The sequence below is a fragment of the Bacillus sp. JJ1127 genome, from assembly GCF_036965845.1.
In the GTDB taxonomy this organism is placed as follows: Bacteria; Bacillota; Bacilli; order Bacillales; family Bacillaceae_G; genus Bacillus_A.
Map to the genome: position 1 here is coordinate 1 of NZ_JBALQK010000094.1, position 24,217 is coordinate 24,217.

Consider the following 24,217-nt stretch of genomic DNA (forward strand, 5'->3'; position numbering starts at 1 on the left):
TATATAGGGTATATTTTTTATAGAGGGGGTTCTTTTTCTTTTTTCATTTCTTTTTCGATTTGTTGTGTAATGTTTACCCCCTCTGGAATTTTTTCTTTTTATATATTTTTCGTTTAGACGGCTGGGAGAAGTCGTCTTTTTTGCGCTGGTAATTGATTGCCAGTTTGTAAGGTTAGCTTTATAATTTAGTCATTCTTGTAGATCAAAGTGTAGCTGAAAAACCAAAAAGGATGTGTAAATAGTGAAATACGCTGTATATGTAAGGGTATCTACGGATCGAGACGAACAAGTCTCCTCTGTAGAAAACCAGATTGATATTTGTCGGTATTGGGTAGAAAAGAATGGTTTTGAGTGGGATGAAAATACTGTTTACTTTGATGATGGAGTATCAGGAACGGCGTGGCTAGAAAGACATGCTATGCAACTAATTCTAGCTAAAGCTAAAAAAAGAGAGATTGATACTGTTATTTTTAAATCCATACACCGGTTAGCTAGGGATTTGAAAGATGCCCTTGAGATTAAGGAGATTTTAGTAGGGCACGGGGTGCGTCTAGTAACAATAGAAGAAGGTTATGACAGTTACTATGAGGGTAAGAATGATATGAAATTTGAAATGTATGCGATGTTTGCGTCTCAATTACCGAAAACACTATCTGTTTCTATATCAGCAGCACTAGCGGCAAAAGTTCGACGAGGTGAATATGCTGGAGGGCGTGTACCTTACGGATATAATGTTGTTGATAAAAAGTATGTCCTTAATGAAGAAGAGAGCGCCGTTGTCCGGAAAATTTATGAACTGTATGAAAAAGGATTAGGGTATATAAAAGTTGCGAATTTCTTGAATGAAAAAGGATATGGCCCCAGGGATGGTGGTACTTGGTCATTTGCGTCTGTAAAAAACATTATCCGTAATCCCGTTTATAAAGGGGATCATGTAATGAACAAGTACACAAAAATAAAAGTTGATGGACGAAAGAAGCAAATATGTAATCCGAAAGAAAAGTGGGTTATTTTTGAAAACCATCATCCAGCTATAATTAACCGTGAACGTTGGGACAAGCTAAATGATCCAAACAGGGATAACAGCAAGAAAAGGCGTGTTTCGCTAAGAAACGAATTAAGAGGTATAGCATTTTGTGCACATTGTGGAGCAGTAATGAAGACCCATACCGCAGCGAAAAGAACAACCAAAGATGGTTCCATAACTAATTATGTATACATGATGTGTACCCGTTATAAAAATACAGGTACCCGTGAATGTGTTAGACATAAGGGGCTAACATATAGTGAGTTGCGTGAACTTGTATTACGTAGACTTAAACAAAAACAGTTAGATCTCGATAAGAATTTTGATATTAATCACGAAACAAGATATCAAGAAAAATTAAAAAAAGTAAAAAGAGATATTAGACAACTTGAGCTTAAAAGGGAACGTTTACTAGATTTATATTTAGAAGGTGAACGTATCGATAAGGATACATTCACACGTAGGGACATGAAATTAGAAAATGATATTAAAGAGAAAGAGTTGAAATTACTGAAATTAAGTGATGAAGAAGAACAGTTGAGAGAGAAAAAAGAAGTTAAAGAAGCATTTGACATGTTAGAACAAGCTAAAGATTTGTACCCTTCATTTCAAAAATTAATTAGCCGGATAAATGTAACACAGAATGGGGATGTTGATATTTATTACAGATTCGAAGAATAATTTTGTAGGTTATATTGACATATCACATCAGGCTCTGGGAAAACAACACTTATCAAGATGATTGCTGGCATTAGTGAGTCAACGACTGGTGAGGTAACAGCTCTAGGAACAAAAATGCCTAATCTAGATGAGATGAAGCGTATTGGGTATATGGCGCAAGCTGATGCCCTCTATGAAGAATTATCAGCTTATGAAAATGCCGATTTTATTGCGACAATGTATGGGTTAAAAGGGAAGCGCAAGAAAGAGAGAATAGAAGAGGTTTTTGCATTGGTACAATTATCTCAACATGCCAAAAAGCAAGTGCAACATTTTTCAGGTGGAATGAAGAAACGTTTATCCCTTGCCATGGCACTTCTCCATGAACCAAAGCTATTAATTTTAGATGAACCAACGGTTGGGATTGACCCAGTTCTTCGTAAATCCATTTGGGAGAAGTTCTATGAGCTGAAAAAACAAGGAACAACGATTATTGTGACAACACATATTATGGATGAAGCTGAATTTTGTGAGCGCCTCGGGTTAATTCGAGATGGTAAGTTAATTGCAAGTGGTACCCCAGAAGAATTAAAAAATCAGACTTCATCAGGACGGATTGAAGATGTCTTTTTATTGGAAGGAGTGGTTGAGTAATGAGAATTGGTGGTGTAACAATTCGGATTATTCGTCAGTTCCTTCGAGATAAACGCTCACTTGCGATGATGTTTGGAGCGCCCATGTTACTTCTTTGGCTATTATCACTTGTGTTTACCCAAAAGGATTATACGCCGCATATTGCAGTAGTAGATGTCCCAGCACCTGTAGTGGAGTCAATGAAAAAACAGGATGCAACCATTTATGAATATAGTAAAGACAATGCGTATACGAAATTAGAAAAGCAACAAATTGATGCGATTATAACTTTAGAAAACGGAAAACTAAACGTATTACTAGAAGGTAGCGATTCTTCAAAAAATCATGCTGTACTTCAAGTATTACAAAAAGGGGCAGGAAAAAATGATCTGCCTGGAATGAAACCAGAAATTAATTTTTTACATGGCTCTGCCGACTTTACGATGTTTGATGGACTCGGGCCTGTGCTAATTGGATTTTTCACATTTTTCTTTGTCTTTATTTTATCAGGCGTATCCTTTGTGCGGGAACGTTTAAGCGGGACATTAGAACGATTATTATCCACTCCAGTACGCCGATGGGAAATAGTTGTTGGTTATTTACTTGGATTTGGTATTTTTGCATTTTTACAATCAGTTATCATTGTAAGTTTTTCTGTGTATATTCTTGATTTGTATGTCGCAGGATCTCTATGGCTTACCTTACTTATTACATGCATGCTTTCGTTAACCGCATTAACACTAGGAACATTCTTGTCAGCATATGCAAATAATGAATTCCAAATGATTCAGTTTATTCCGCTTGTCATCGTGCCACAAATTTTCTTTTCAGGTTTATTTCCAATTGAATCAATGAATAAGTGGCTACAAATGTTAGGAAAGTTATTTCCGCTCACATATGGCGCTGATGCGATGCGACAAGTGATGATTCGTAACCAGGGGTTTTCTGAAATTGCTGGTGATCTTGGTGTATTACTATTTTTCGCAGTATTATTTGCAGTAGGGAATGTATTTGCTTTGAAGAAACATCGCAAAATATAATGTTTATAAAAAAGGGGCTTTACGAATGAAGAAAGATTGGCTGGAAGAGTTGATTGCTAGTGCAGATACAGATAAACGCAATGAACGTCAGATGCGTATTTTAGAAGCAGCGGTTGATATGTTTGGAGAAAAAGGATATGCATCCACTTCAACGAGCGAAATCGCAAAGCGTGCTGGTGTAGCGGAAGGAACGATCTTCCGCTACTACAAGACGAAAAAAGATTTACTATTAGCGGTTGTCAGGCCAACTTTAACAAAGTTTGTCGCTCCATTTTTCGTACAGGCTTTCGCAAAAGAAATACTGGAAAATACGTATGAAACGTATGAAGATTTTTTAAGAAGTGCAATTCGAAATCGGTTTGAATTCGCAAAAAAGCATTTTCCAATGTTAAAAATTTTAATACAAGAAGTACCGTTTCAACCAGAATTAAAAAATGAAATACAACAATTAGTAGAAAAAGAACTTTTTTCCCGCTTTACAAAATTAATTATACATTTTCAGGAACAAGGACAAATTATTGAAATGCCAACCCCTTCAGTTATACGCTTTACTTTATCAGCTATAATGGGTTCAATTTTAACTCGATTTTTATTATTACCTGAAGAAAAATGGGATGATGAAGTGGAAATTGAAAATACAATTCAATTTATATTGTATGGATTAACGCCACGGAGGTAATAAAATGCGACAATTTGCTAAACCAACAGTCGTTGTAAGTAAATGTCTAGAATTTGATGCTTGCCGTTATAACGGGGATATGATTTCTGATGTTACAATTCGAAATTTACAGCCGTTTGTTACATTTATTCCGGTATGTCCTGAAGTAGAAATCGGATTAGGAATCCCTCGTGAGACGATTCGGATTGTCGAAGAAAGCGGAATTCACAAACTTGTACAACCTTCAACAAAAAAAGATGTAACAGAGAGAATGCAACGGTTTTCTGATCAATTTTTAAGTGCTCTGCCGGATGTTGATGGTTTTATTTTAAAGAGCCGTTCGCCGAGTTGTGGAACGAGGGATGTGAAATTTTATACAGGATATGAAAAATCACCAGCAAAAGGGAAAGGTACTGGTCTGTTTGGCGGTGCGGTATTAAAAAATTTTTCGCATGCTGCAATAGAGGAAGAAGGTAGATTGTCGAATTTTATTATTCGTGAACATTTCTTTACGAGGTTGTTTACAATTGCTCATTTTAAAACAATAAAACAAAATAAAAATCTGAAAGAATTAGTGTCATTTCAGTCAGATTACAAATATTTATTTATGGCATATAACCAGGTGAAACAAAAAGAATTAGGCCGAATTATTGCGAATCATACAAAGGATAATATCTTTGAGAATTATGAGAAAACCTTATATGAATTATTGAAACGAACACCTCGCTACACATCAAATATAAACGTATGTCAGCATATTTTTGGATACTTTAAAGATAAGTTGAACAAGCAAGAAAAGGAGTATTTTTTAACACTCCTAAAAAAATATGCAGAAAAGAAAATACCTCTTAGTAGTTTACTTGTAGTTTTAAAGTCATGGGTTCTTCGTTTTGAAGAACACTATTTGTTAAGACAAACATATTTTGAACCGTATCCTGAAGCATTAGTAGAAATTTCAGATTCAGGTAAAGGGCGAGACTATTAAAGAAAAAATAGCATAATTCGACACAGAAATTCCTATGTTGTTGTAGAACAATGTAGGAATTTTTTTGTGCATGAGGACAGATTCTGTTTTAAAATTAAATTATGACAGAATTATAACAATTATCTAACTAATATCCATGTCTTTTAAAAGCAATGTTTGTAGTACAGACTCGCACGCTGTCGAAACTCAATATTCGATAAGGGGTGTGTAATGGAATGGAATTTACTCTAACTCGCGAAAAACAAATGATTAAAGAAATGGTACGTGACTTTGCTGAAAAGGAAATCGCACCAAAGGCTGTGTATTATGATAAAACAGCGGAATTTCCATATGAAACGTTTCAAAAAATGGGCGAACTAGGTTTGTTAGGAATCCCATTCCCAGAAGAGTATGGAGGTTCTGGTGGCGATACACTATCGTACGCGTTAGCTGTTGAAGAAATTGGCCGTGCTTGTGGTGGTACAGGTTTAAGTTATGCTGCAACAATCTCATTAGGTGCTTCTCCTATTTATTACTTCGGTACAGAAGAACAAAAGCAAAAATATTTAGTTCCAATGGCATCTGGAAAAACACTAGGTGCTTTTGGTTTAACAGAACCGAATGCAGGATCAGATGCAGGAGGCACACAAACGAAAGCAATTTTAGATGGCGATGAATATGTGATTAATGGTGAGAAGTGCTGGATTACAAATGCAGAGTATGCAAATACAATTATCGTAACCGCTATCAACGGTGTTGATGAAAGAGGAAAAAAACGTATTTCTGCATTTATTGTACCAACGACAAGTGAAGGATTAACGATTTCCAGTCCATACGATAAGATGGGAGTTCGCGCTTCTAATACTTGTGAGATTGTACTTGATGGTGTACGTGTACCGAGGGAGAATATTCTTGGCGATGTAAATAAGGGATTTAAACAATTCTTATATACACTTGATGGAGGGCGTATTTCAATTGCTGCATTAGCTGTTGGAATTGCACAATCTGCTTTTGAACGTGCACTTCAATATGCGAAAGAACGCCAGCAATTTGGAAAAACAATTTCTAATTTCCAAGCGATTCAATTTAAACTGGCAGACATGGCTACTGAAGTAGAATTGGCACGTAATTTAGTACATAAAGCAGCTTGGTTAAAAGATCATGATAAACCTTTCGGCAAAGAAGCGGCTATGGCAAAATTATTTGCATCTGAAGCAGCAAGTCGCATATCTAATCAGGCAGTACAAATTCATGGTGGATACGGTTATATGCGTGAATATGAAGTAGAACGTCATATTCGTGATGCGAAACTTTTAGAAATTGGTGAAGGAACTTCTGAAATTCAACGTCTCGTAATTGCAAGACATTTAGGGTGTAGATAAAAGGAGGGCTCACTATGTTTCAAAAAATATTAATTGCGAATCGCGGGGAAATCGCAGTCCGTATTATGAAAACTTGTAAAAAACTTGGAATTCGTACAGTTGCCATTTATTCACAAGCAGATGAAAATGCTCTTCATGTAAAACTAGCAAATGAAGCTTATCTAGTAGGTGGCCCGCGTGTTCAAGAGAGTTATTTGAATCTTGAAAAGATTATAGAAATTGCTAAGAAAACAGATGCTGAAGCGATTCACCCGGGGTATGGGTTATTATCAGAAAATCCTTCCTTGGCTATTCGCTGTAAAGAAGAAGGGATTGTATTTATCGGCCCTTCTGAAGAGATTATTGCGAAAATGGGAAGCAAAATCGAATCTCGCCTAGCAATGCAAGAAGCAAATGTACCAGTTGTCCCAGGAATCACAACAAATATTGAGACTGCTGAGGAAGCAATTGAAATTGCAAAACAAATTGGTTATCCATTAATGCTAAAGGCATCCGCTGGTGGCGGAGGCATTGGAATGCAGTTGATGGAAACTGAGCAAACGCTCACCAAAGCATTTGAGAGCAATAAAACGCGTGCACAAAACTTCTTTGGTAATGGCGAAATGTATTTAGAGCGATATATTGCAGATGCACATCATATCGAAATTCAACTTCTTGCAGATACACATGGTAATACAGTGTATTTATGGGAACGTGAATGTTCTGTACAGCGCCGGAATCAAAAAGTGATTGAAGAAGCACCGTCTCCATTTTTAGATGAGGAAACACGTAAAGCGATGGGGGAGGTTGCTGTACAAGCAGCAAAAGCTCTTGGTTATACAAATGCAGGTACAGTTGAGTTTCTTGTAGATGACCAGAAAAACTTTTATTTCTTAGAAATGAATACAAGGCTACAAGTGGAGCATCCCGTTACGGAAGAAATTACTGGCCTAGATCTCGTTGAACAACAGCTACGCATTGCATATGGTGAAAAGTTGTCCTTTACGCAGGATGATGTAAATCGTAGTGGCCATGCTATTGAAGCGCGTATTTATGCGGAAGATCCAAAAACATTTTTCCCATCTCCAGGGAAAATTACAGAACTTACTTTACCAACTGATGTACGTATTGATCACTTTTTAGAGAATAATGTAACAATTACACCTTTTTATGATCCAATGATTGCAAAAGTGATTGCACACGGTGAAACGCGTAAAGAAGCTATTGGAAAATTACAGGATGCTCTTCAAAATCTAAAAGTAGAGGGTATCAAAACAAATACATCCATGCTATTGCAGGCGTTGGAAGATGAAGTGTTCCAAAGTGGAGTTTATACAACAGGATTTGTAACAAAACAACTTGTAAAAAAATAAGACTTATAAATATTAAAGGGGGAAAAATGATGACAAAAGTATATGCATCGATGGCAGGTAATGTTTGGAAGATTGTTGTAGGAGTAGGAGATACAGTAGAAGAAGAACAGGATGTCGTCATTTTAGAATCTATGAAAATGGAAATTCCAATCGTTTCTGAAGAAGCTGGAACGGTAATGAAAATAAATGTACAAGAAGGCGACTTTGTTAATGAAGGAGATGTATTGGTAGAAATTGAATAGGGAGAAAAAGGGGTGAAATGTATTGAAACTACCTACTTTTGCTGTCATTAAAGAAGTGGGACCACGTGATGGTTTACAAAATGAAAAGAAAATTGTTGGCACAAAAGATAAAGTGAAATGGATTCAATTACTTTCAGAAGCTGGATTATCATATATTGAAGTTTCCTCTTTCGTTCACCCAAAATGGGTTCCTGCTTTGGCTGATGCAAACGATGTATTTACAGAGCTAAAAAGGGAATCAGATGTTACATATGCTGCGCTTGTTCCAAATCAAAATGGTTTGGAACGAGCTCTTTTGCAAAATGTAGATGAGGTGAATGTTTTTCTATCAGCGAGTGAATCACATAATAAAAGCAATATCAATAAGTCTATTAAAGAAGCGTTATCTGTCATACAAGATATTACAAAGCAAGCAGAGTTCGCAGGTAAAAGAGTAAGAGGGTACGTTTCTACTGTATTTGGTTGTCCATATGAAGGGGACGTGAGTATTGATGCTGTAGATGAGTTATGTAATCAACTTTTTTCATACGGCATATATGAAGTCTCACTTGGGGATACGATTGGTGTAGCAAACCCCTTACAAGTAGAAAGTGTATTAGAGCGTTTACTGAAAAAATATGACTCTTCACAATTTGCAATGCATTTTCATAATACGTACGGTATGGCGCTTGCAAATGTTGTTCAGTCACTGGAATACGGCATTACAACATTTGATAGTTCTTGTGGTGGTCTTGGTGGTTGTCCTTATGCGCCGGGGGCATCAGGTAATGTTGCAACGGATGATTTAGTACATATGCTCCATAAATTGGGCGTACAAACAAATATAAATGAAGAAAAATTATTACAAGCTAGTCAGTTTATTCAAAGTAAATTAAATATACCATTACCAAGTCATGTATACCGAGCAATGCAACATAAAACAATAAGTAGGTGATAAGATGCTACAACTACAAAATATTTCAGTCGATTACGTAACACCACACATCGTAAAAATAACATTAAGTCGTGAAGGACGAGCAAATTCGTTATCTCTTGCATTATTAGAAGAATTACAGTCTACATTAAGTCATTTAAATGAAGCATCAGATGTTCGCGTTGTTATTTTAACAGGAGCTGGTGAAAAAGCATTTTGTGCCGGGGCTGATTTAAAAGAACGCGCCAATATGAATGAAGAAGAAGTACGTCATGCAGTTGGGATGATTCGTTCTACAATGGATATGGTAGAACATTTATCACAACCGGTTATTGCTGCAATAAATGGAATTGCACTTGGTGGTGGAACGGAATTAAGTTTAGCATGTGATTTTAGGATTGCAGCAGAAACAGCAAGCCTTGGACTTACCGAAACATCTCTAGCTATTATCCCAGGAGCTGGTGGTACGCAGCGTTTGCCAAGATTAATTGGTGTTGGCAGAGCAAAAGAATTAATTTATACAGCACGACGTGTTTCAGCACATGAAGCGAAGGAATATGGAATGGTAGAGTTTGTGGTACCAGCTCATCTATTAGAGGAAAAAGCAATTGAAATTGCAGAGCGTATTGCTAGCAATGGTCCAATTGCTGTTCGATTAGCAAAACAAGCAATCTCAAATGGTATACAAGTAGATTTACATACCGGATTACAAATGGAAAAACAAGCGTACGAAGGTGTCATCCATACGAGAGATCGATTGGAAGGATTACAAGCATTTAAGGAAAAACGTAAACCGATGTATAAGGGGGAGTAAATGTGCTAGAACAAAAACAACAATCCAATTCATTTCAAGAACGTGTTGAAACAATTAAACAAGGTGGCGCACCGAAATATCATGAGCAAAATAAAGCAAAAGGAAAAATCTTTGTTCGAGATCGCCTAGCTCTTTTGTTTGATAACGGTGAATATGTAGAAGACGCATTATTTGCGAATTGTGAGCAAACAGGATTACCAGCAGATGGTGTTGTAACTGCGACGGGTAAAGTGCATGGCCGTACTGTATGTGTTATGGCCAATGATTCAACGGTGAAAGCAGGATCTTGGGGATCACGTACTGTTGAAAAAATATTACGAATCCAAGAAACAGCTGAAAAGTTACGTGTGCCACTTTTCTATCTTGTTGACTCTGCTGGTGCGCGCATAACTGATCAAGTTGAAATGTTCCCAGGACGCCGCGGTGCAGGGCGAATTTTCTATAACCAAGTGAAGCTATCAGGTAAGGTGCCGCAAATTTGTTTATTATTTGGGCCTTCTGCAGCTGGTGGCGCTTATATTCCTGCTTTCTGTGATGTCGTTATGATGGTTGAAGGCAATGCATCTATGTATTTAGGTTCTCCGCGTATGGCTGAGATGGTTATTGGTGAAAAAGTAACACTTGAAGAAATGGGCGGTGCCCGTATGCATTGCTCTGTATCAGGGTGCGGAGATGTTTTATGCAAAACAGAAGAAGATGCAATTGCTCAAGCGAGACAATATATTTCTTACTTTCCAAGCAACTACTTAGAAAATGCTCCTACGATGAGACCTCAAGAACCAAAGCAGTTCGAAAAAACATTAGAACAAATCATCCCAGAAAATCAAAATGCTCCTTTTAATATGAAAGATCTTATTAATCGCATTATCGATGAAGGCTCCTTCTTTGAAGTGAAAAAACTATTTGCTCAAGAGCTTATTACAGGATTAGGGCGAATCAATGGAAAACCTGTTGGGATTATCGCTAATCAGCCTCGTATGAAAGGCGGCGTACTATTCCATGATTCTGCTGACAAAGCAGCGAAGTTTATTAATTTATGTGATGCGTATCATATTCCATTATTATTCCTTGCTGATGTGCCTGGATTTATGATTGGAACAAAAGTTGAGCGAGCTGGTATTATTCGTCATGGTGCGAAAATGATTTCTGCAATGAGTGAGGCAACAGTACCAAAAATTTCAATTGTTGTGCGTAAAGCATATGGCGCTGGCTTGTATGCAATGGCAGGACCTGCCTTCGAACCAGATTGCTGTTTAGCATTGCCGACGGCTTCTATTGCTGTAATGGGACCTGAAGCTGCTGTCAATGCCGTATATGCAAATAAAATTGCAGCATTACCAGAAGAAGAGCGTGCAAGTTTTATTGCCGAAAAACGTGAAGAGTATAAAAAAGATATTGATATTTATCGTCTAGCATCAGAAATGGTGATTGACGGTATTGTTCACCCGAATGATTTACGTGAAGAGTTAAAGAAACGCTTTGAAATGTACATGAGTAAATATCAAGTATTTACAGATCGAAAACATCCAGTTTATCCAGTGTAAAAGCCCTATTTAGGGCTTTCTTGTTCGAAAAATAAGGAGGGAAAAACATTGAAACAAGCTGTTTGGTTTCCGACAGAAGAATATAAAGATAAAACACGTTTATATGGGTGGATGAAATCACTTGGTTATGAGGATTATGAAGCGTTTTATAATAAATCAATTGAAGAAACTGCATGGTTTTGGGGAGAAGCAGAGCGTGCAGTTGGCTATCAATGGATGGAGCCATATACAGAAGTACTAGATTTAGAAAATGGTACACCATTTGCACAGTGGTATACAGGGGGAACATGCAATGTAGTAGAATCTGCTTTATCTCGCTGGTTAGCAGAGGAAGAAACAAGAACACAACCAGCTCTTATGTATGAAGGAGAGAATGGTACAACAAAATCGTTTACATATGAAGAACTTGATAATTGGGTAAGCCGAGTTGCAAATGGACTCAAGCATTCAGGAATTGAGAAAGGTGATCGCGTAACGATTTATATGCCGATGATACCTGAAACAGTTGTTGCCATGCTGGCAGTAATGAAAATCGGTGCGATTATTTCCCCAATTTTTTCGGGTTTTGCAGCTGATGCAGTCATGACCCGTGTACAAGCAGCAGGCTCAAAAATGATTATTACAGCTGATGGATTCTCACGTCGTGGTAAAATTGTTTCTTTAAAAGATGAGGTAGATAAGGCGTGTGAAGAATGCCCATCTGTTGAGAAAGTTGTTATTGTTCGCCATGCGGGAAATGATTTTACACCTCATAACTATGACGTTTCATGGAGTATTCTTGAAAAAGAAAAACCATTTACACATGCTGAAGAAATGAAGAGTGATGATCCACTTATGCTTATATATACATCAGGGACAACTGGTAAACCAAAAGGAACAGTACATACACATGCTGGATTTCCTCTGAAATCGGCATTTGATGCAGGATTTGGTATGAATATTAAGCAAGGTGATCGTGTATTATGGGTTACTGACATGGGCTGGATGATGGGACCATTTCTATTATTCGGTTCTCTTATTAATGGAGCGACAATGGTAATGTATGAAGGTGTCCCAGATTATCCGGAGGCAGGTCGATTGTGGGAAACGGTTGACCGATACCAAATTACTCATCTTGGCATTTCACCAACATTAATTCGAGCATTGATGGCAAAAGGTGATGAGCATGTAAAGAAACATTCTCTAGAGAGTCTAGAAGTATTTGCGTCAACGGGTGAACCATGGAATCCAGATCCTTGGATGTGGCTCTTTGAAAAAGTTGGAAAAGGAAAAGTACCAATTTGTAACTATTCGGGAGGAACGGAAATTTCTGGCGGGATTTTTGGGAATGTCTTAGTGAAACCAATCGCACCGATTAGTTTCAATGCATCTTTACCTGGAATGGCAGCTGTTGTGTTAGATGAACAAGGTAATCCAATTCGTGATGAAGTTGGAGAATTATGTCTAGAGAAGCCTTGGGTTGGAATGACGAAAAGTTTCTGGGAAGATGACGAACGTTATGTTAATACATATTGGTCACGTTTTGAAAATAAATGGGTACATGGTGATTGGGTTATTTATGACGGGGAACAATATATCATTACTGGACGCTCCGATGATACATTAAATATTGCAGGAAAACGTATTGGACCAGCTGAATATGAATCAATTCTTGTAAAGCATAATCATGTAATAGAAGCAGCGGCAATTGGGGTGCCAGATGAAGTGAAAGGTGAAGTTTGTCATTGCTTTGTTGTCTTACGAGAAGGAGTAACATTCACAATGGAGCTAAAAAAAGAATTAATGAGTTTAGTAAACTCTCATATTGGAAAAGCGTTATGTCCAAAAGATATACATGTTGTAGAAGATTTACCGAAAACACGCAATTCTAAAGTAATGAGACGTGTGATTAAAGCAGCATACTTAGGAAAAGAGTTAGGAGATTTATCTTCACTTGTAAATCCAGAGGTTGTCCCGCATATTCAAGGGTTACAATCTAGTCAAATATGAAATAAAAGATGAGCCCTTTTATAAAAAGAGCTCGTCTTTTATTGTTCTTATGACAACTGGAGTATGGGAGAATCGCTTGGCATGAAGAAATAATAAAAGATGGAAATCATATTGATCCACAAAAATGGAAGCCTTTATTTTATAATTTTAGACATTATTTTTTAATTGGAGAAGAGTTAGGGAAGAATTATCGAGCTTAAAAGGAGTAAAAGAGAATGATTCAACTTGATTATTTTGAAAGAGGAGACTTTAAACAACTTATAGATTGGATTGATTCGGAAAAGTTTTTATTACAGTGGGGAGGACCGGTATTTACATACCCATTACAGGAAAAGCAACTAGAGAAGTATATAGAGAATGCCAATCATGAGAATGCAGATGCATTTATATATAAAGTGATAAAACAAGATACTGGAACGGTTATCGGGCATATTTCACTTAGGAAAATTGATCGAATAAATAAGTCTGCAAGAATCGGGAAAGTTTTAGTTGGCGATAAAGATATGAGAGGAAAATCTATTGGAGAAAAGATGATAAATACAGTTCTTAATATTGCATTTGAAGAATTAGAATTAAATAGAGTTTCTCTCGGGGTATTTGATTTCAATATAGCTGCTATTACATGCTATGAAAAGGTTGGATTTGTAAAAGAAGAGTTTCTGAGAGATGCACGTAAAATAGGGGATGAGTATTGGAACTTATGGGAAATGAGTATTTCATGCAATAAGTGGTGTAGTATACAGTAGAATCGTTTTAGAATAAAATTAAGTTAAGTATATTTATATAATTAGATGAAAATTATCTGTTATATAGGAATCTTACAAATGAAATACAGTAATATTATAACTTATATAATTCTTCTTGGGGGTATATTATGAATCAAAAACCAAAAATAATCTCTATCGCAGCTGTTTCTGGAGGAGGGAAAACTACAATTACAGAGGGACTAAATCGTAAACTACATCATTCTAAAGCTTTATATTTTGATAACTATGATTTTGATGAATGTCCATCAGATATTTGTAAATGGGTTGATGAAGGAGCGGACTACAACAAATGGACATTGACGCCTCTTATTACTGACGTTCAGTCTCTCCTAAATAATACTGAGCTTAATTATATTTTGCTTGATTATCCTTTTGCGTATTTAAATAGTGAGATGCGAAAATTTATTGATTTAGCTATATATATTGATACTCCTCTAGATATCGCAATGGCTAGAAGGATATTAAGAGGTTTTACAGAAAATCCAATAGACGAAGTACATAACGATTTAAAACATTATGTATCAGATGGAAGAAAGGCTTATTTAGAAATGGTTAACAAGGTAAAACCAAATTCAGATATTGTTGTTGATGGTTCCTACCCTATAAGTTTGATTGTTAGTAAAATATTAGGAGAAATAAGAAAAAGAGAATTATAATAAATTTCACTTTAATGCAGTAAATATTTGTAAGGGGGTGTGACAAATGATTGTGTAGCCCTCCTTGTTAAAAATCACATCATAAAATGAAAGAATTTTCTGTCCGAATGTTATAATTAAAGAAACTGTAATACATTGGTAGGAGAGCGGAAGATGATAAGTAAAGAACAAGAAAGACACGTACAGATAGATGGCTTTAAATTATATACTAAGATATTACAAGGGGAGAAGGCTAAACCAGTAATTATTATGGATGCCGGCTATGGTGATTATTCAAAAGCCTGGGATGAAATTTCAAAGGAAATTGCAGAATATGGGACAGTGGTTTTATATGATCGAGCTGGATTAGGGAAAAGTGAAGAAAGTTCTAATAGGCGAATTAGTTCTGAGATAGCTAAGGAACTGAGAGCGTTATTGGATGGGTTACAGTTAAAACCTCCTTATATATTGGTAGGACACTCCTATGGAGGTATAAATGCTCGTTTGTTTTCTTCTTTTTATCCAGAAGAAACTTTAGGAATCATATTGATAGATTCCACACCAGAAAATTATAAAGAAGACTTTCTACCCATCATGCCTTTTGAATTTCAAAAAGCATATTACAAGCAATTTATATATGAAAGTACATACGAAGAATTTATGTATAGTTTGGGTGAGGCGAAACGATGTTGTAAATCAATGGGGAATATTCCACTTGTTGTAGTTGCGGCAGGTAAAAAAGCTTTTTATTCTAAGGAAGCTCAAGTGAAGTGGTTACAATTGCAAAAAGACATATTAAAGTTATCAACATGTCATAAGTTTATGATTGCTCCTAATAGTGGCCATTATATTCAACGAGATGAGCCAAAATATGTGATAGATGCTGTTAAATGGGTTATAGATTATATACAATAAAGAGAGGAGAGAGTCAATTGGAGACCTTATTTCGATACAATTGGCAAGTAAGAGAGGAGTGGTTTGAATGGTGTAAGAAGCTTTCAAAAGAAGAATTACTTTGTAAACGAATTGGAGGAGTTGGGGGGATTTTGCAAACGCTATTTCATATTGTAGATGTGGAGTATAGCTGGATTCGTGTTCTTCAAGGAAAGGAGGATGTTGAACCACAATTTCAAGAGTATCAGTCACTTCAGAAAGTGAAAAAACTTTCGGACTCCTATCGAGAAAAACTGGAACTCTTTTTACAAGCATGGTCGAGTGATTTAGAGAATAAAATAGTAACAGCTTCATGGACAAATAAGACGTATACATATGGTGAGGTTGTGCGGCATGTGATTGCGCATGAAATACATCATATTGGTCAATTATCTATATGGTCTAGAGAATTGGACATTCAGCCAATCTCAGCTAATTTAATTGGAAGAGGTTTGTTGGGATAGATTAGACAGATATATCCGTCATTCGTTATTAGCACTTGTCTATTTAATTTCAGTCTTATAAGGGAGGGTGCAAGGTGAACGAAAACAATAGTTTTGTTGAAATGCAGAATAAACAAGATATTAAATTTTCGATTATTATCCCAGCTCATAACGAAGAGAAATATATCGGCCGATGTCTTGATTCTATTGTTGCTGCATCCAAATATTATAAAAATCAAGTGGAGGTAATTCTTGTATTAAATCGTTGTAGTGATCGCACAGAAGAAATTGCACAATCTTATCATTGTATAACTTTACAAGATGAGAATAAGAACCTATCTAAAATTAGAAATGCTGGAGCGAAAATAGCTCGAGGAGAAATCATTGTTACAATAGATGCTGATAGCTGGATGAGTGAGAATATGTTAAGAGAAATAGATGAGTATTTAAAAACTGGAAAATATATAGGAGGGGGAGTAAAAGGGAAATTTGAACGTATTTCATTAGGAATTATCGTTTCAGGATTATTGTTAATTATTCCTCTCATTTTTAAATATGGATTTGTTTCTGTTGGAATGTTTTGGTGTTATCGAAAAGATTTTGAAGCAATTGGTGGTTTTAATGAGGATTTATTAATGGCTGAAGATGCGGAATTTGCAATGCGTTTAAAAAAATACGGTAAGGTCCATGGAAAAGGCTTTACTACCATTAAGAAAGCTTATATGACAACATCTTGTAGGAAATTTGATGAGCATGGTGATTGGACGTTAGTAAAGAGACCTCAAATTATTTTGGCATATTTAAAGGGAACCAATAAAAAATATGCAGATGAATTATATTATGAAAAGAAAAAAGAGAAATAAGGAAAACCGACTTATTTAGAACATACAAGCCGGTTTTTTTATGTAAAAGAGGCCTTTTAGTTAAAAATCCTCTGAATCTTTTTTTCGTATATACACTATCATTGAGATGACAATAATCAAGAAAATCGTTATTGTTTGTACGAAAAGGTTCTTAAACGAAAGTGATGATACCCATGATGTAACATAATCTTTGAGAGATTGAAGAGATGGAAAATGAGTAGGGTCAAAACCATAATTGAATAATTTTTTTGACTCTATAAATGAGGCGTTTTCTCCATTTGTCTCTAATACAACTGAAATAAGCCTTTTATTTCCTTGCTTCGCGGTTCCAACGAAACTATAGCCAGTAGTATTCGAGAAACTAGTTTGTAAACCATCAGCACCTTTAAGTTTTACGTTTTTATCAAGCGAATATAACATTTTATTTGTATTAAAAATATGAGTCTCTTTGAAGGTGAATTGATAAGAGGTCAATCTACTAATTTCTAATATAACTGGGTAATCATTAATTAAGTGGCGAGCTAATTTCGAGGCGTCTAAAGCAGTAATTTGGGAGTTTTGATCTTGTGTATTTGTCATCCCAGTTACATTTGCAAAATAGGTTTTTCTAGATAATCCTAATTGTTTGGCTTTTTCATTCATTAGCTCTTTAAAGCCCTGTTCGTTTTTTGATATATGTTCTGCTAAAGCTAGTGCAGCTCTATTGTCTCCTGTTAAAACAATCGCGTGAAATAGGTCGCGAATGGTTACCTGTTCTCTATTTGCTATATCAATGTTATTTCCTTCAACCTGGAAGGTTTGATTGTTTATCTTCACGTGATCTTCCCATCTGATCATACCATTATGTATCTGTTCTAACACAATATATTCCGTCATCAATTTGGATAAGTTAGCTGTGGGAAAGGGAGTATCTTCATTTTTTTTATAAACAACTTTACCTGTAGAGGCATCTATTAAAATAGCTGATTTAGCTTTAACAGTAGGTCCATTTACATAAACATAAAAATATAACACAATAACTGCAGTGATAAGAAAAGATAAGAATAGAATCATTACTTTTTTTAAGAATTGCATAAGCGATCCTCCTATTATTACATCAATATCACTATTGTAAAAATTAATAATTAATAAGGGAGAAAGAAAAGGTAAAGAATTTCTAAAGAATATTAAGGAATTATTAAATATTGGATAGTTATGGAAAAAGGTTCGATTCCTTAAGTTAAGAAATCGAACCTTGGAGAAAATATAAATCGTTTTACTATTTATAGGGAAGTAATTTTACCGTGAAAGTTGTTTTTTCTTCATCGCTATATACTTCAATAGTTCCATTGTGAAGTTCCACGATACTTTTGGAAATTGCTAACCCAAGTCCAGATCCTCCAGTATATGTAGAGCGAGATTTTTCAACGCGATAGAAACGCTCAAAAATATGAGGGAGATCAGTGCTTGGAATAGGCTGTCCATAATTGGTAATCTCAATTGTAATCATATTATTGACTTCATATGCAGTAATATCAATATTGTTCCCATCGCTTCCGTAAGTGATCGCGTTTATAATTAAATTCTCAAATACACGTACTAATTTATCACCATCAGCGAGTACCATTAGCTTTTGAGATGGGAAAGAAGGCCTACACTCAATATTTGCTTCTTGGAGCTGTATACGAAATTGGACGGTTAATTGTCCCAGTAATTCAATCATATCAATAGGTACATAATTTAGACTTAGCTCCTTATTTTGAACACGCGTATATTCAAACAAGTCGTTCATCAACATATTTAAACGGTTCACTTTATCATAAATAACTTGAATGTAATGACGTAGTTCAACTTCATCTCTATAATTATCATCATGGATAAGATTTACATAGCCAACAATTGATGTTAGCGGGGTTCGCAAATCATGTGATACATTTGTTATCAGTTCACTTTTAGCTTGCTCGGTTTGACGCTCTTCTTCAATGGAAACTTTTAATTGTTCAACAATTTGATTCACACCAGTTGCTAATTCTTTTAAATAATTATGTTGCAAAATGGAAACCTTATGATTAAAATTTCCATTTGCGATGTAACGAATTTCCTCAATCATTTTTTTAATACAAGCTTCATAGTATAATTTCTTTTCGTGTCGATAAAAAATATAAACATAGAACGAGAAAATAGAGAACCAATATAGATAAGATATCATCATGGCCCAAAGAGATTCTTTTAATCCCCTATATTTTTCATAGCCAATAATTCTGACGATTTCTTTACTTAATTCTGTTAATGTAAGGGAACTATCGATTACGCTTGTAACAAGACGATACATAACAACTTCAGTAATAGGTGTAAGTAAAAGTGCTAATAAAAGCCAAAAAATAATTTTCCATTTTGGAATGACTTTTAATATTTCAAATGCCTCATTTCTCAATTTTATAACCTACTCCCCAAACAGTATGAATCAGTTTTTCAGCATTTATGCCAGTTTCAAGTTTATCCCTTAAGTTACTAATGTGAACCATTACAGTTTTATTAGAACCGTAACCATCTTCGTTCCAAACTCTTTCAAATATTTCTTCTGAGCTAAATACTCTACCAGTATTGCTGGCAAGTAAATATAAGATATCAAATTCAATAGATGTAAGTTTAATATAGGATCCATTTACTTTAACAGTATGATTATGTTTATGTATTTCGACAGAGCGAATCCGAATAATACCGTCCTCTTTTATTTGTGATGCAGTATACTGGAATGAAGATCTACGTAATAATGCTTTCACTCTAGCGATTAATTCTAGTGGATTGAATGGTTTAATCATATAATCATCTGCACCTGTCATAAGACCTAATATTTTATCCATATCCTCTGCTTTTGCGCTTAGCATAAGAATAGGTACTGTGTTTTCTTCTCTAACTTTCTGACAAACCTCCAATCCGTTACGCTTTGGCATCATAATATCTAAAATCATAAGATCAATTTGATGCATAGATAGCATATGTAAAGCTTCATCACCATCATAAGCTTTATAAATATTGTAGCCTTCATTTCGTAAATAAACGGCAAGTAGTTCGACAATTTCTTTATCATCATCAATAATTAAAATATTTTTTTCCATTGGATATTTAAATTCCTTTCTTTTCGTTTCATCGACATTAATATAATAACAAACATTTAGGTGTTAGGGCTTAAGATTCTATATAAAATTTCATGTAACGTATTAAAAAGGAATTTTAAAAATATATCACGAATAAGAAATGGAAGAATTATCTTTTATTCGTGATATCTTGAATAAAAGTTTTATTGCAAAGAGAGTAACATGTTACATAAAAAACTATATCTATTCGAGCCAGCCAGAGAGTTGGAAAGTTATATGAAAAATTTTTATTAAAGTACGATTGCTTATTCACTTGTGTAATATTGAGTCCGCATTTGTAAACAAAGCAAGGAAAATAGCCAAAAAACATTAGAAAGGATGTAAAAATGGAACTAAAAGAGTATATGAATGGTTCATTTCCAGGAGTCATTCTAAAACCGAGTATTTATTTTCAATGGGAAAATCATTTGCATTTTGATTTTGGAATAGGAAAATATCAATTACAAAATAACTCAGATGAGCTAAATATGAATTATTTTTCTCAAGTTTATCAATATAATAAAGAACTGTTTCATGACATATTTTCTATAAAAGATACAATGTTTCTAGTAACCAATGTATATAGAATGAATAAAGATAAATCAAAGGTTCAAAAGAAAATAAAAGTATATAATCGTTACATTAAGAAAAAAGAGTTGAAGTTTCATGTCAAACAAGAAACTTTACCATATATGTTTGAAGAGGAAGAAGAGGCGGGGGGTTATTGTACATATCAATTTTCTTTACAGTGTCAAAAAGAAGATATTCGATATGCTTCACTTCTTAAAGCTGTAAATAATGAAAGTATCCCCTCGCTTCATCCACGTTTAGGAAGCAAACAAGAGATTTCTTATCCAGATGTGTTTTTTGTCAATGCAACCAAAGATATTATCATGTTTATTTATGATGATAGAGGATGTGAGGTCATTGCGAAGAATAAAGAAATAATAAGGTATTTATATAAAAAATATAAAAATTGGATTCCATGTTATGAGCGAGAAAGTATTGATGATTTATTCAAATGAAAATAGGGGGAAGTGAAAAGTGTAATGAAACGTATTGCAATTGTATCTGCATGGGAGCCAGAACTTACATACTTGCATCATTATTATCCAAGTCATCGTGTAGAAAAGCGAGCAGCTTGGGAATTTCATTTTCATTCTATAAATGAATTAGAAGTGATATCTGTAATTACAGGCGTTGGAAAAGTAAACTGTGCTAGCTGTGTACAGTTACTAATAAGTGAATTTCAGCCAGGACAATTATTTATGACTGGAATCTGCGGAAGTTTATCTGAGAAAGTAAAAAACGGTCATATTGTTGTAGCACTTAAAACATTACAACATGATGTGACAGCTGCGGGAACAGGAACAGATAGTTTCGATTTATATACCGGCAGAGCAGCTCCTATTGAAACAACAAAATATCTTGTGAGACAAATGAAAAAAATACGTTCTTATGATCCTGTACATTTTGGCACCTTTATATCAGGAGATCAGCGGATTCGTAGTACAGAGATGAGATATTTACTCCATACTGTATATGGTGCATTAGCTGTTGATCAAGAAATAGCTGCTTTTGCATATGTATGTCATGTAAATAAGAAACCGTTCTTATGTTTAAAAGCAGCATCAGATCAAGCGAATGACAAAACAGCGGAGGAACAAAAAGTATTTAAAATGTTAGCATGTGAGAGAGCGTGTGAATATTTAATTGCGTTTTTACGTGTATATGAAGTGACGATAGCTCGTCACTAAATCATTATTTTTTAGAAGGAGCCTAACTTTAACAATGCAAATAATAAATAAAATAGCAATGATCGGCGCAAACGGAAAGGCTGGTAAATATCTTGTAAATCAAGCACTACAAGAAGGGTACTTTGTTCGTGTTCTTACACGAAATCCAGAAAAATTTAAACAATCCCATGAGCATTTGGATGTTATAAAAGGAGATGCTCGAGATGTTTCTGCAATACGTCAATTATTACAAGGTTGCAATGGTGTTATTAATGCGGTAGGTCAACCTAAAAAAGAGGCATATATATTTAGCACGGTTACGAATCATATTTTAGAAATAATGGAAGAATACAAAATAAAACGATATATTCTCGTTTCTGGGGGTTCATTGGATGTACAAGGAGATCAAAAGAGTTTACTAAATAGAATAGGTGCAATGTTATTTCGTTTATTTCTTTCGGATATGATGAAAGATAAGTTTAAGGAATTACACTTGATACAAAATAGTAATGTGAATTGGACTATAGTACGATTGCCTTTTGTTGTAGAGGGAGAAGGCAGCAGTAAAGTAAAAGAAAGTCTCGTAGATTTACCAGGAATTAAGATTCAAAATGGCGATATTGCTCCGTTTATTTCAAATTAATAGGAAAAGGTGGGTGGGAGTTTTACTATGATTCAATATAAAAAATGTAGCGAAGTAAATATAGATTTAGTGTACGAAGCTTTTCGAGATGGTTTCTCTGATTATATTATAAAGATGGAAGTTTCAAAAGAGGACTTTATAGAAAGATTTTTCGGTCCAGAAGGGAATAAATTAGAACACTCTCATGTAGCACTAGATGAAAATAAACCAGTTGGTGTTATACTTGGTGGCATTAAAGACTATGAAAGTATAAAAACAATGAGATGTGGAACATTAGCGGTTCACCCTGACTTTCGCGGGACTGGTGTTAGCAATAAGTTATTTGAGCTTCATAAAGCAGAAGCGATAAAAAATGGATGCCAACAATTGTTTCTAGAAGTTATTGTTGGTAATGATAGAGCAATTCAATTTTATAATAAGTTAGGATATGAAAAAATATATGACCTTTCTTACTATAATCTAAAGGATTTTTCAAAACTAAGAAGTAAGAGTATGGAAAATATAGAAATAAAGCAAATTAAGTTTCATGAGTTTCAAATAGGGGTACAAAAATGGTTAAACTTTCATATAAATTGGCAAAATGATCTCGATTATATGAAGAAAACAGAAAATGTGTATTATGGTGCTTATATTAATAATGACTTAAAGGGATGCATCTGTGTGAATAAAACTGGGAAAATTAGCTTTTTATTTGTAGATAAAGAGTGTAGAGGAATTGGGATGGCCACAAGTTTATTACAAATAGTAAGCAAAGAATTACAGCTTGCTAGTCTTTCTATTGGATTCCCTAATAACGGTTTGCTTGAAGGCTTTGTAAAAAAATGTGGGTTTGAAAAAAGTTCGTTGACTCAGTATGAAATGTATTTTGCATTGTAATGTTAAGCTGAAAATAGGAAAATCTTTCAGCTTCATACTGTAAAAGAAACTGAAGGATTTATATTTTTTATTTGCTTTTTGATGTGATAGTGAACTGAAAATAACTTAGTGACTGTAATAAATTATGTAACTGAATTCAAATGGAGGTATGATAATGTTAGCTCTAATAGAGAAAATAGATAATGAATATGTAGCTCAATTTAATCGTACGTTACATTATTCAGTAGAACAAGTTTGGGATGTATTAACAGAGAATGAAAAGTTAACAAGATGGATGCCAAACCTTCACGTAGAGGATTTGCGAAAAGGAGGTATGATAAAATTTGATATGATGGATGGTTCAGGTAAATTTATTGATATCGATATTTTAGAATGTCAAATCAATTCGGTATTAGAATTTACATGGGGAGAAGATCGAGTTCGATTTGAAATACATAAAAATCCAGAGGGCTGTCTATTCGTATTAAGGGAGTTTATTCATGAAATAAATGATCACACACCAAAAGACTTATCAGGATGGCATATATGTTTAGAAATCTTTTCTTCTGTATTAGATGGCCATGATATGGAGTTTCCAAAAGATGAGTGGGAAAAATGGTATGAAAGATATAAGCTAGTAGTTAATAAAATTCAGAAATAATGATATGAATTAACCTTATTATTATGTAATTATTATATGATAAAAATGTTTTTATCGTGAAATAAAAAAGTTTTGACAGTGCTTATCCTTTTTACTTCCTTTTACTGTGGCCTTTCAACCCAATATGGTCTCTTGCAAAATACATTAACATTTATTGAACATGATGGGAAAGGGAAACGGTTATAGAAGGAACTCTGGTGTCAGCAACTGAAGAAGAATATAAAACATTCCAAGAAGTATATGCGAGAGTTAAATAAGAGTTAACAGTAATATACAAAAAACACCCTATAGAACAGACTTTTTTTAAGTGTCTATTCTATAGGGTACATTTTATTCGTTTGCTCTTT

The 24,217-nt window shown here is 34.7% G+C and carries 24 protein-coding genes and 2 pseudogenes; 23 read left to right on the forward strand and 3 right to left on the reverse strand.

Features of this window, described 5'->3' with window-relative positions:
- Window positions 1-241: 241 nt before the first annotated feature.
- The 18 genes and pseudogenes from V7183_RS10570 to V7183_RS10655 all read left to right on the forward strand — a co-directional run bounded on the left by V7183_RS10570 (window position 242) and on the right by V7183_RS10655 (window position 16,859).
- A complete protein-coding gene (locus V7183_RS10570; protein WP_335359461.1) occupies window positions 242-1,708 on the forward strand; it encodes a recombinase family protein in 1,467 nt (488 codons plus the stop codon).
- A 27-nt stretch (window positions 1,709-1,735) separates the two neighbouring features.
- Window positions 1,736-2,341, forward strand: a pseudogene (locus V7183_RS10575) (ABC transporter ATP-binding protein); the annotation flags it as partial.
- Complete coding sequence (locus tag V7183_RS10580; protein ID WP_335359462.1) at window positions 2,341-3,360, forward strand: ABC transporter permease; 1,020 nt, start codon at window positions 2,341-2,343, stop codon at window positions 3,358-3,360. The pseudogene V7183_RS10575 and the gene V7183_RS10580, both read left to right, overlap by 1 nt.
- A 25-nt stretch (window positions 3,361-3,385) precedes the next feature.
- The gene (locus V7183_RS10585) at window positions 3,386-4,039 is read left to right on the forward strand and encodes a TetR/AcrR family transcriptional regulator (protein WP_335359463.1); all 654 of its coding nucleotides are present in this window, start codon (window positions 3,386-3,388) and stop codon (window positions 4,037-4,039) included.
- Between the two features lie 4 nt (window positions 4,040-4,043).
- Complete coding sequence (locus V7183_RS10590) at window positions 4,044-5,003, forward strand: YbgA family protein (RefSeq protein ID WP_335359464.1); 960 nt, start codon at window positions 4,044-4,046, stop codon at window positions 5,001-5,003.
- A gap of 215 nt (window positions 5,004-5,218) precedes the next feature.
- A complete protein-coding gene (locus tag V7183_RS10595; protein WP_097897944.1) occupies window positions 5,219-6,364 on the forward strand; it encodes an acyl-CoA dehydrogenase in 1,146 nt (381 codons plus the stop codon).
- Window positions 6,365-6,378: 14 nt separating this feature from the next.
- Window positions 6,379-7,716: an acetyl-CoA carboxylase biotin carboxylase subunit gene (locus V7183_RS10600; RefSeq protein WP_335359465.1), complete on the forward strand. Its 1,338-nt coding sequence runs from the start codon at window positions 6,379-6,381 to the stop codon at window positions 7,714-7,716.
- 26 nt (window positions 7,717-7,742) lie between these two features.
- Entirely contained in the window at window positions 7,743-7,958 is a 216-nt protein-coding gene (locus tag V7183_RS10605; RefSeq protein ID WP_002056745.1) for an acetyl-CoA carboxylase biotin carboxyl carrier protein subunit, read from the forward strand.
- 22 nt (window positions 7,959-7,980) lie between these two features.
- Window positions 7,981-8,892, forward strand: a complete 912-nt coding sequence (locus tag V7183_RS10610; RefSeq protein ID WP_097897942.1) for a hydroxymethylglutaryl-CoA lyase — start codon at window positions 7,981-7,983, stop codon at window positions 8,890-8,892.
- A 4-nt stretch (window positions 8,893-8,896) separates the two neighbouring features.
- Window positions 8,897-9,685, forward strand: coding sequence for an enoyl-CoA hydratase (locus V7183_RS10615; RefSeq protein WP_097897941.1), 789 nt, complete (start codon window positions 8,897-8,899; stop codon window positions 9,683-9,685).
- Window positions 9,686-9,687: 2 nt separating this feature from the next.
- On the forward strand, window positions 9,688-11,229 hold the full coding sequence (locus tag V7183_RS10620) for an acyl-CoA carboxylase subunit beta (protein WP_335359466.1): 1,542 nt from the start codon (window positions 9,688-9,690) through the stop codon (window positions 11,227-11,229).
- Window positions 11,230-11,277: 48 nt separating this feature from the next.
- On the forward strand, window positions 11,278-13,218 hold the full coding sequence (locus V7183_RS10625; RefSeq protein ID WP_335359467.1) for an AMP-binding protein: 1,941 nt from the start codon (window positions 11,278-11,280) through the stop codon (window positions 13,216-13,218).
- Between the two features lie 80 nt (window positions 13,219-13,298).
- A pseudogene (locus tag V7183_RS10630) lies at window positions 13,299-13,418 on the forward strand (flavin reductase family protein); the annotation flags it as partial.
- Between the two features lie 15 nt (window positions 13,419-13,433).
- Window positions 13,434-13,964, forward strand: coding sequence for a GNAT family N-acetyltransferase (locus V7183_RS10635; RefSeq protein WP_335359468.1), 531 nt, complete (start codon window positions 13,434-13,436; stop codon window positions 13,962-13,964).
- A 128-nt stretch (window positions 13,965-14,092) separates the two neighbouring features.
- A complete protein-coding gene (locus V7183_RS10640) occupies window positions 14,093-14,641 on the forward strand; it encodes a hypothetical protein (protein ID WP_335359469.1) in 549 nt (182 codons plus the stop codon).
- 153 nt (window positions 14,642-14,794) lie between these two features.
- Window positions 14,795-15,535 carry an alpha/beta fold hydrolase gene (locus tag V7183_RS10645; RefSeq protein ID WP_438825166.1) on the forward strand — a complete coding sequence of 247 codons (741 nt, stop codon included), beginning with the start codon at window positions 14,795-14,797 and terminating at the stop codon, window positions 15,533-15,535.
- Window positions 15,536-15,552: 17 nt separating this feature from the next.
- Entirely contained in the window at window positions 15,553-16,017 is a 465-nt protein-coding gene (locus tag V7183_RS10650) for a DinB family protein (protein WP_335359470.1), read from the forward strand.
- A 74-nt stretch (window positions 16,018-16,091) separates the two neighbouring features.
- Entirely contained in the window at window positions 16,092-16,859 is a 768-nt protein-coding gene (locus V7183_RS10655) for a glycosyltransferase (protein ID WP_438825167.1), read from the forward strand.
- A gap of 60 nt (window positions 16,860-16,919) precedes the next feature.
- Here the strand turns inward: V7183_RS10655 and V7183_RS10660 are convergent, their stop codons facing one another.
- The 3 genes from V7183_RS10660 to V7183_RS10670 all read right to left on the reverse strand — a co-directional run bounded on the left by V7183_RS10660 (window position 16,920) and on the right by V7183_RS10670 (window position 19,957).
- A complete protein-coding gene (locus V7183_RS10660) occupies window positions 16,920-17,933 on the reverse strand; it encodes a D-alanyl-D-alanine carboxypeptidase family protein (RefSeq protein ID WP_335359471.1) in 1,014 nt (337 codons plus the stop codon).
- A gap of 184 nt (window positions 17,934-18,117) precedes the next feature.
- Window positions 18,118-19,272, reverse strand: coding sequence for a sensor histidine kinase (locus tag V7183_RS10665; RefSeq protein WP_335359472.1), 1,155 nt, complete (start codon window positions 19,270-19,272; stop codon window positions 18,118-18,120).
- Window positions 19,262-19,957, reverse strand: a complete 696-nt coding sequence (locus tag V7183_RS10670) for a response regulator transcription factor (RefSeq protein ID WP_097897933.1) — start codon at window positions 19,955-19,957, stop codon at window positions 19,262-19,264. The genes V7183_RS10665 and V7183_RS10670 overlap by 11 nt, the downstream gene beginning before the upstream one ends.
- Window positions 19,958-20,322: 365 nt before the next feature.
- Here V7183_RS10670 and V7183_RS10675 point away from each other — a divergent pair, with 365 nt between their 5' ends.
- The 5 genes from V7183_RS10675 (at window position 20,323) to V7183_RS10695 (ending at window position 23,870) form a co-directional block, all read left to right on the forward strand.
- Window positions 20,323-21,000, forward strand: a complete 678-nt coding sequence (locus V7183_RS10675) for a DUF3885 domain-containing protein (protein ID WP_335359473.1) — start codon at window positions 20,323-20,325, stop codon at window positions 20,998-21,000.
- A 24-nt stretch (window positions 21,001-21,024) separates the two neighbouring features.
- Entirely contained in the window at window positions 21,025-21,732 is a 708-nt protein-coding gene (gene mtnN / locus V7183_RS10680) for a 5'-methylthioadenosine/S-adenosylhomocysteine nucleosidase (RefSeq protein WP_335359474.1), read from the forward strand.
- Between the two features lie 34 nt (window positions 21,733-21,766).
- The gene (locus tag V7183_RS10685; RefSeq protein ID WP_335359475.1) at window positions 21,767-22,354 is read left to right on the forward strand and encodes an SDR family oxidoreductase; all 588 of its coding nucleotides are present in this window, start codon (window positions 21,767-21,769) and stop codon (window positions 22,352-22,354) included.
- 27 nt (window positions 22,355-22,381) lie between these two features.
- Entirely contained in the window at window positions 22,382-23,230 is an 849-nt protein-coding gene (locus V7183_RS10690) for a GNAT family N-acetyltransferase (protein WP_335359476.1), read from the forward strand.
- A 154-nt stretch (window positions 23,231-23,384) separates the two neighbouring features.
- Entirely contained in the window at window positions 23,385-23,870 is a 486-nt protein-coding gene (locus tag V7183_RS10695; RefSeq protein ID WP_097897928.1) for an SRPBCC family protein, read from the forward strand.
- The last annotated feature ends 347 nt before the right edge of the window (window positions 23,871-24,217 follow it).

What these genes read in the sequence shown, in the direction of transcription:
- V7183_RS10580 (WP_335359462.1), top strand. Translation starts at nt 2,341, where the DNA reads ATGAGAATTGGTGGTGTAACAATTCGGATTATTCGTCAGTTCCTTCGA.
- V7183_RS10635 (WP_335359468.1), top strand. Translation starts at nt 13,434, where the DNA reads ATGATTCAACTTGATTATTTTGAAAGAGGAGACTTTAAACAACTTATA.
- V7183_RS10585 (WP_335359463.1), top strand. Translation starts at nt 3,386, where the DNA reads ATGAAGAAAGATTGGCTGGAAGAGTTGATTGCTAGTGCAGATACAGAT.
- V7183_RS10675 (WP_335359473.1), top strand. Translation starts at nt 20,323, where the DNA reads ATGGAACTAAAAGAGTATATGAATGGTTCATTTCCAGGAGTCATTCTA.
- V7183_RS10600 (WP_335359465.1), top strand. Translation starts at nt 6,379, where the DNA reads ATGTTTCAAAAAATATTAATTGCGAATCGCGGGGAAATCGCAGTCCGT.
- V7183_RS10670 (WP_097897933.1), bottom strand. Translation starts at nt 19,957, where the DNA reads ATGGAAAAAAATATTTTAATTATTGATGATGATAAAGAAATTGTCGAA.
- V7183_RS10685 (WP_335359475.1), top strand. Translation starts at nt 21,767, where the DNA reads ATGCAAATAATAAATAAAATAGCAATGATCGGCGCAAACGGAAAGGCT.
- V7183_RS10615 (WP_097897941.1), top strand. Translation starts at nt 8,897, where the DNA reads ATGCTACAACTACAAAATATTTCAGTCGATTACGTAACACCACACATC.
- V7183_RS10605 (WP_002056745.1), top strand. Translation starts at nt 7,743, where the DNA reads ATGATGACAAAAGTATATGCATCGATGGCAGGTAATGTTTGGAAGATT.
- V7183_RS10695 (WP_097897928.1), top strand. Translation starts at nt 23,385, where the DNA reads ATGTTAGCTCTAATAGAGAAAATAGATAATGAATATGTAGCTCAATTT.
- V7183_RS10590 (WP_335359464.1), top strand. Translation starts at nt 4,044, where the DNA reads ATGCGACAATTTGCTAAACCAACAGTCGTTGTAAGTAAATGTCTAGAA.
- V7183_RS10640 (WP_335359469.1), top strand. Translation starts at nt 14,093, where the DNA reads ATGAATCAAAAACCAAAAATAATCTCTATCGCAGCTGTTTCTGGAGGA.
- mtnN (WP_335359474.1), top strand. Translation starts at nt 21,025, where the DNA reads ATGAAACGTATTGCAATTGTATCTGCATGGGAGCCAGAACTTACATAC.
- V7183_RS10645 (WP_438825166.1), top strand. Translation starts at nt 14,795, where the DNA reads ATGATAAGTAAAGAACAAGAAAGACACGTACAGATAGATGGCTTTAAA.
- V7183_RS10660 (WP_335359471.1), bottom strand. Translation starts at nt 17,933, where the DNA reads ATGCAATTCTTAAAAAAAGTAATGATTCTATTCTTATCTTTTCTTATC.
- V7183_RS10595 (WP_097897944.1), top strand. Translation starts at nt 5,219, where the DNA reads ATGGAATTTACTCTAACTCGCGAAAAACAAATGATTAAAGAAATGGTA.
- V7183_RS10690 (WP_335359476.1), top strand. Translation starts at nt 22,382, where the DNA reads ATGATTCAATATAAAAAATGTAGCGAAGTAAATATAGATTTAGTGTAC.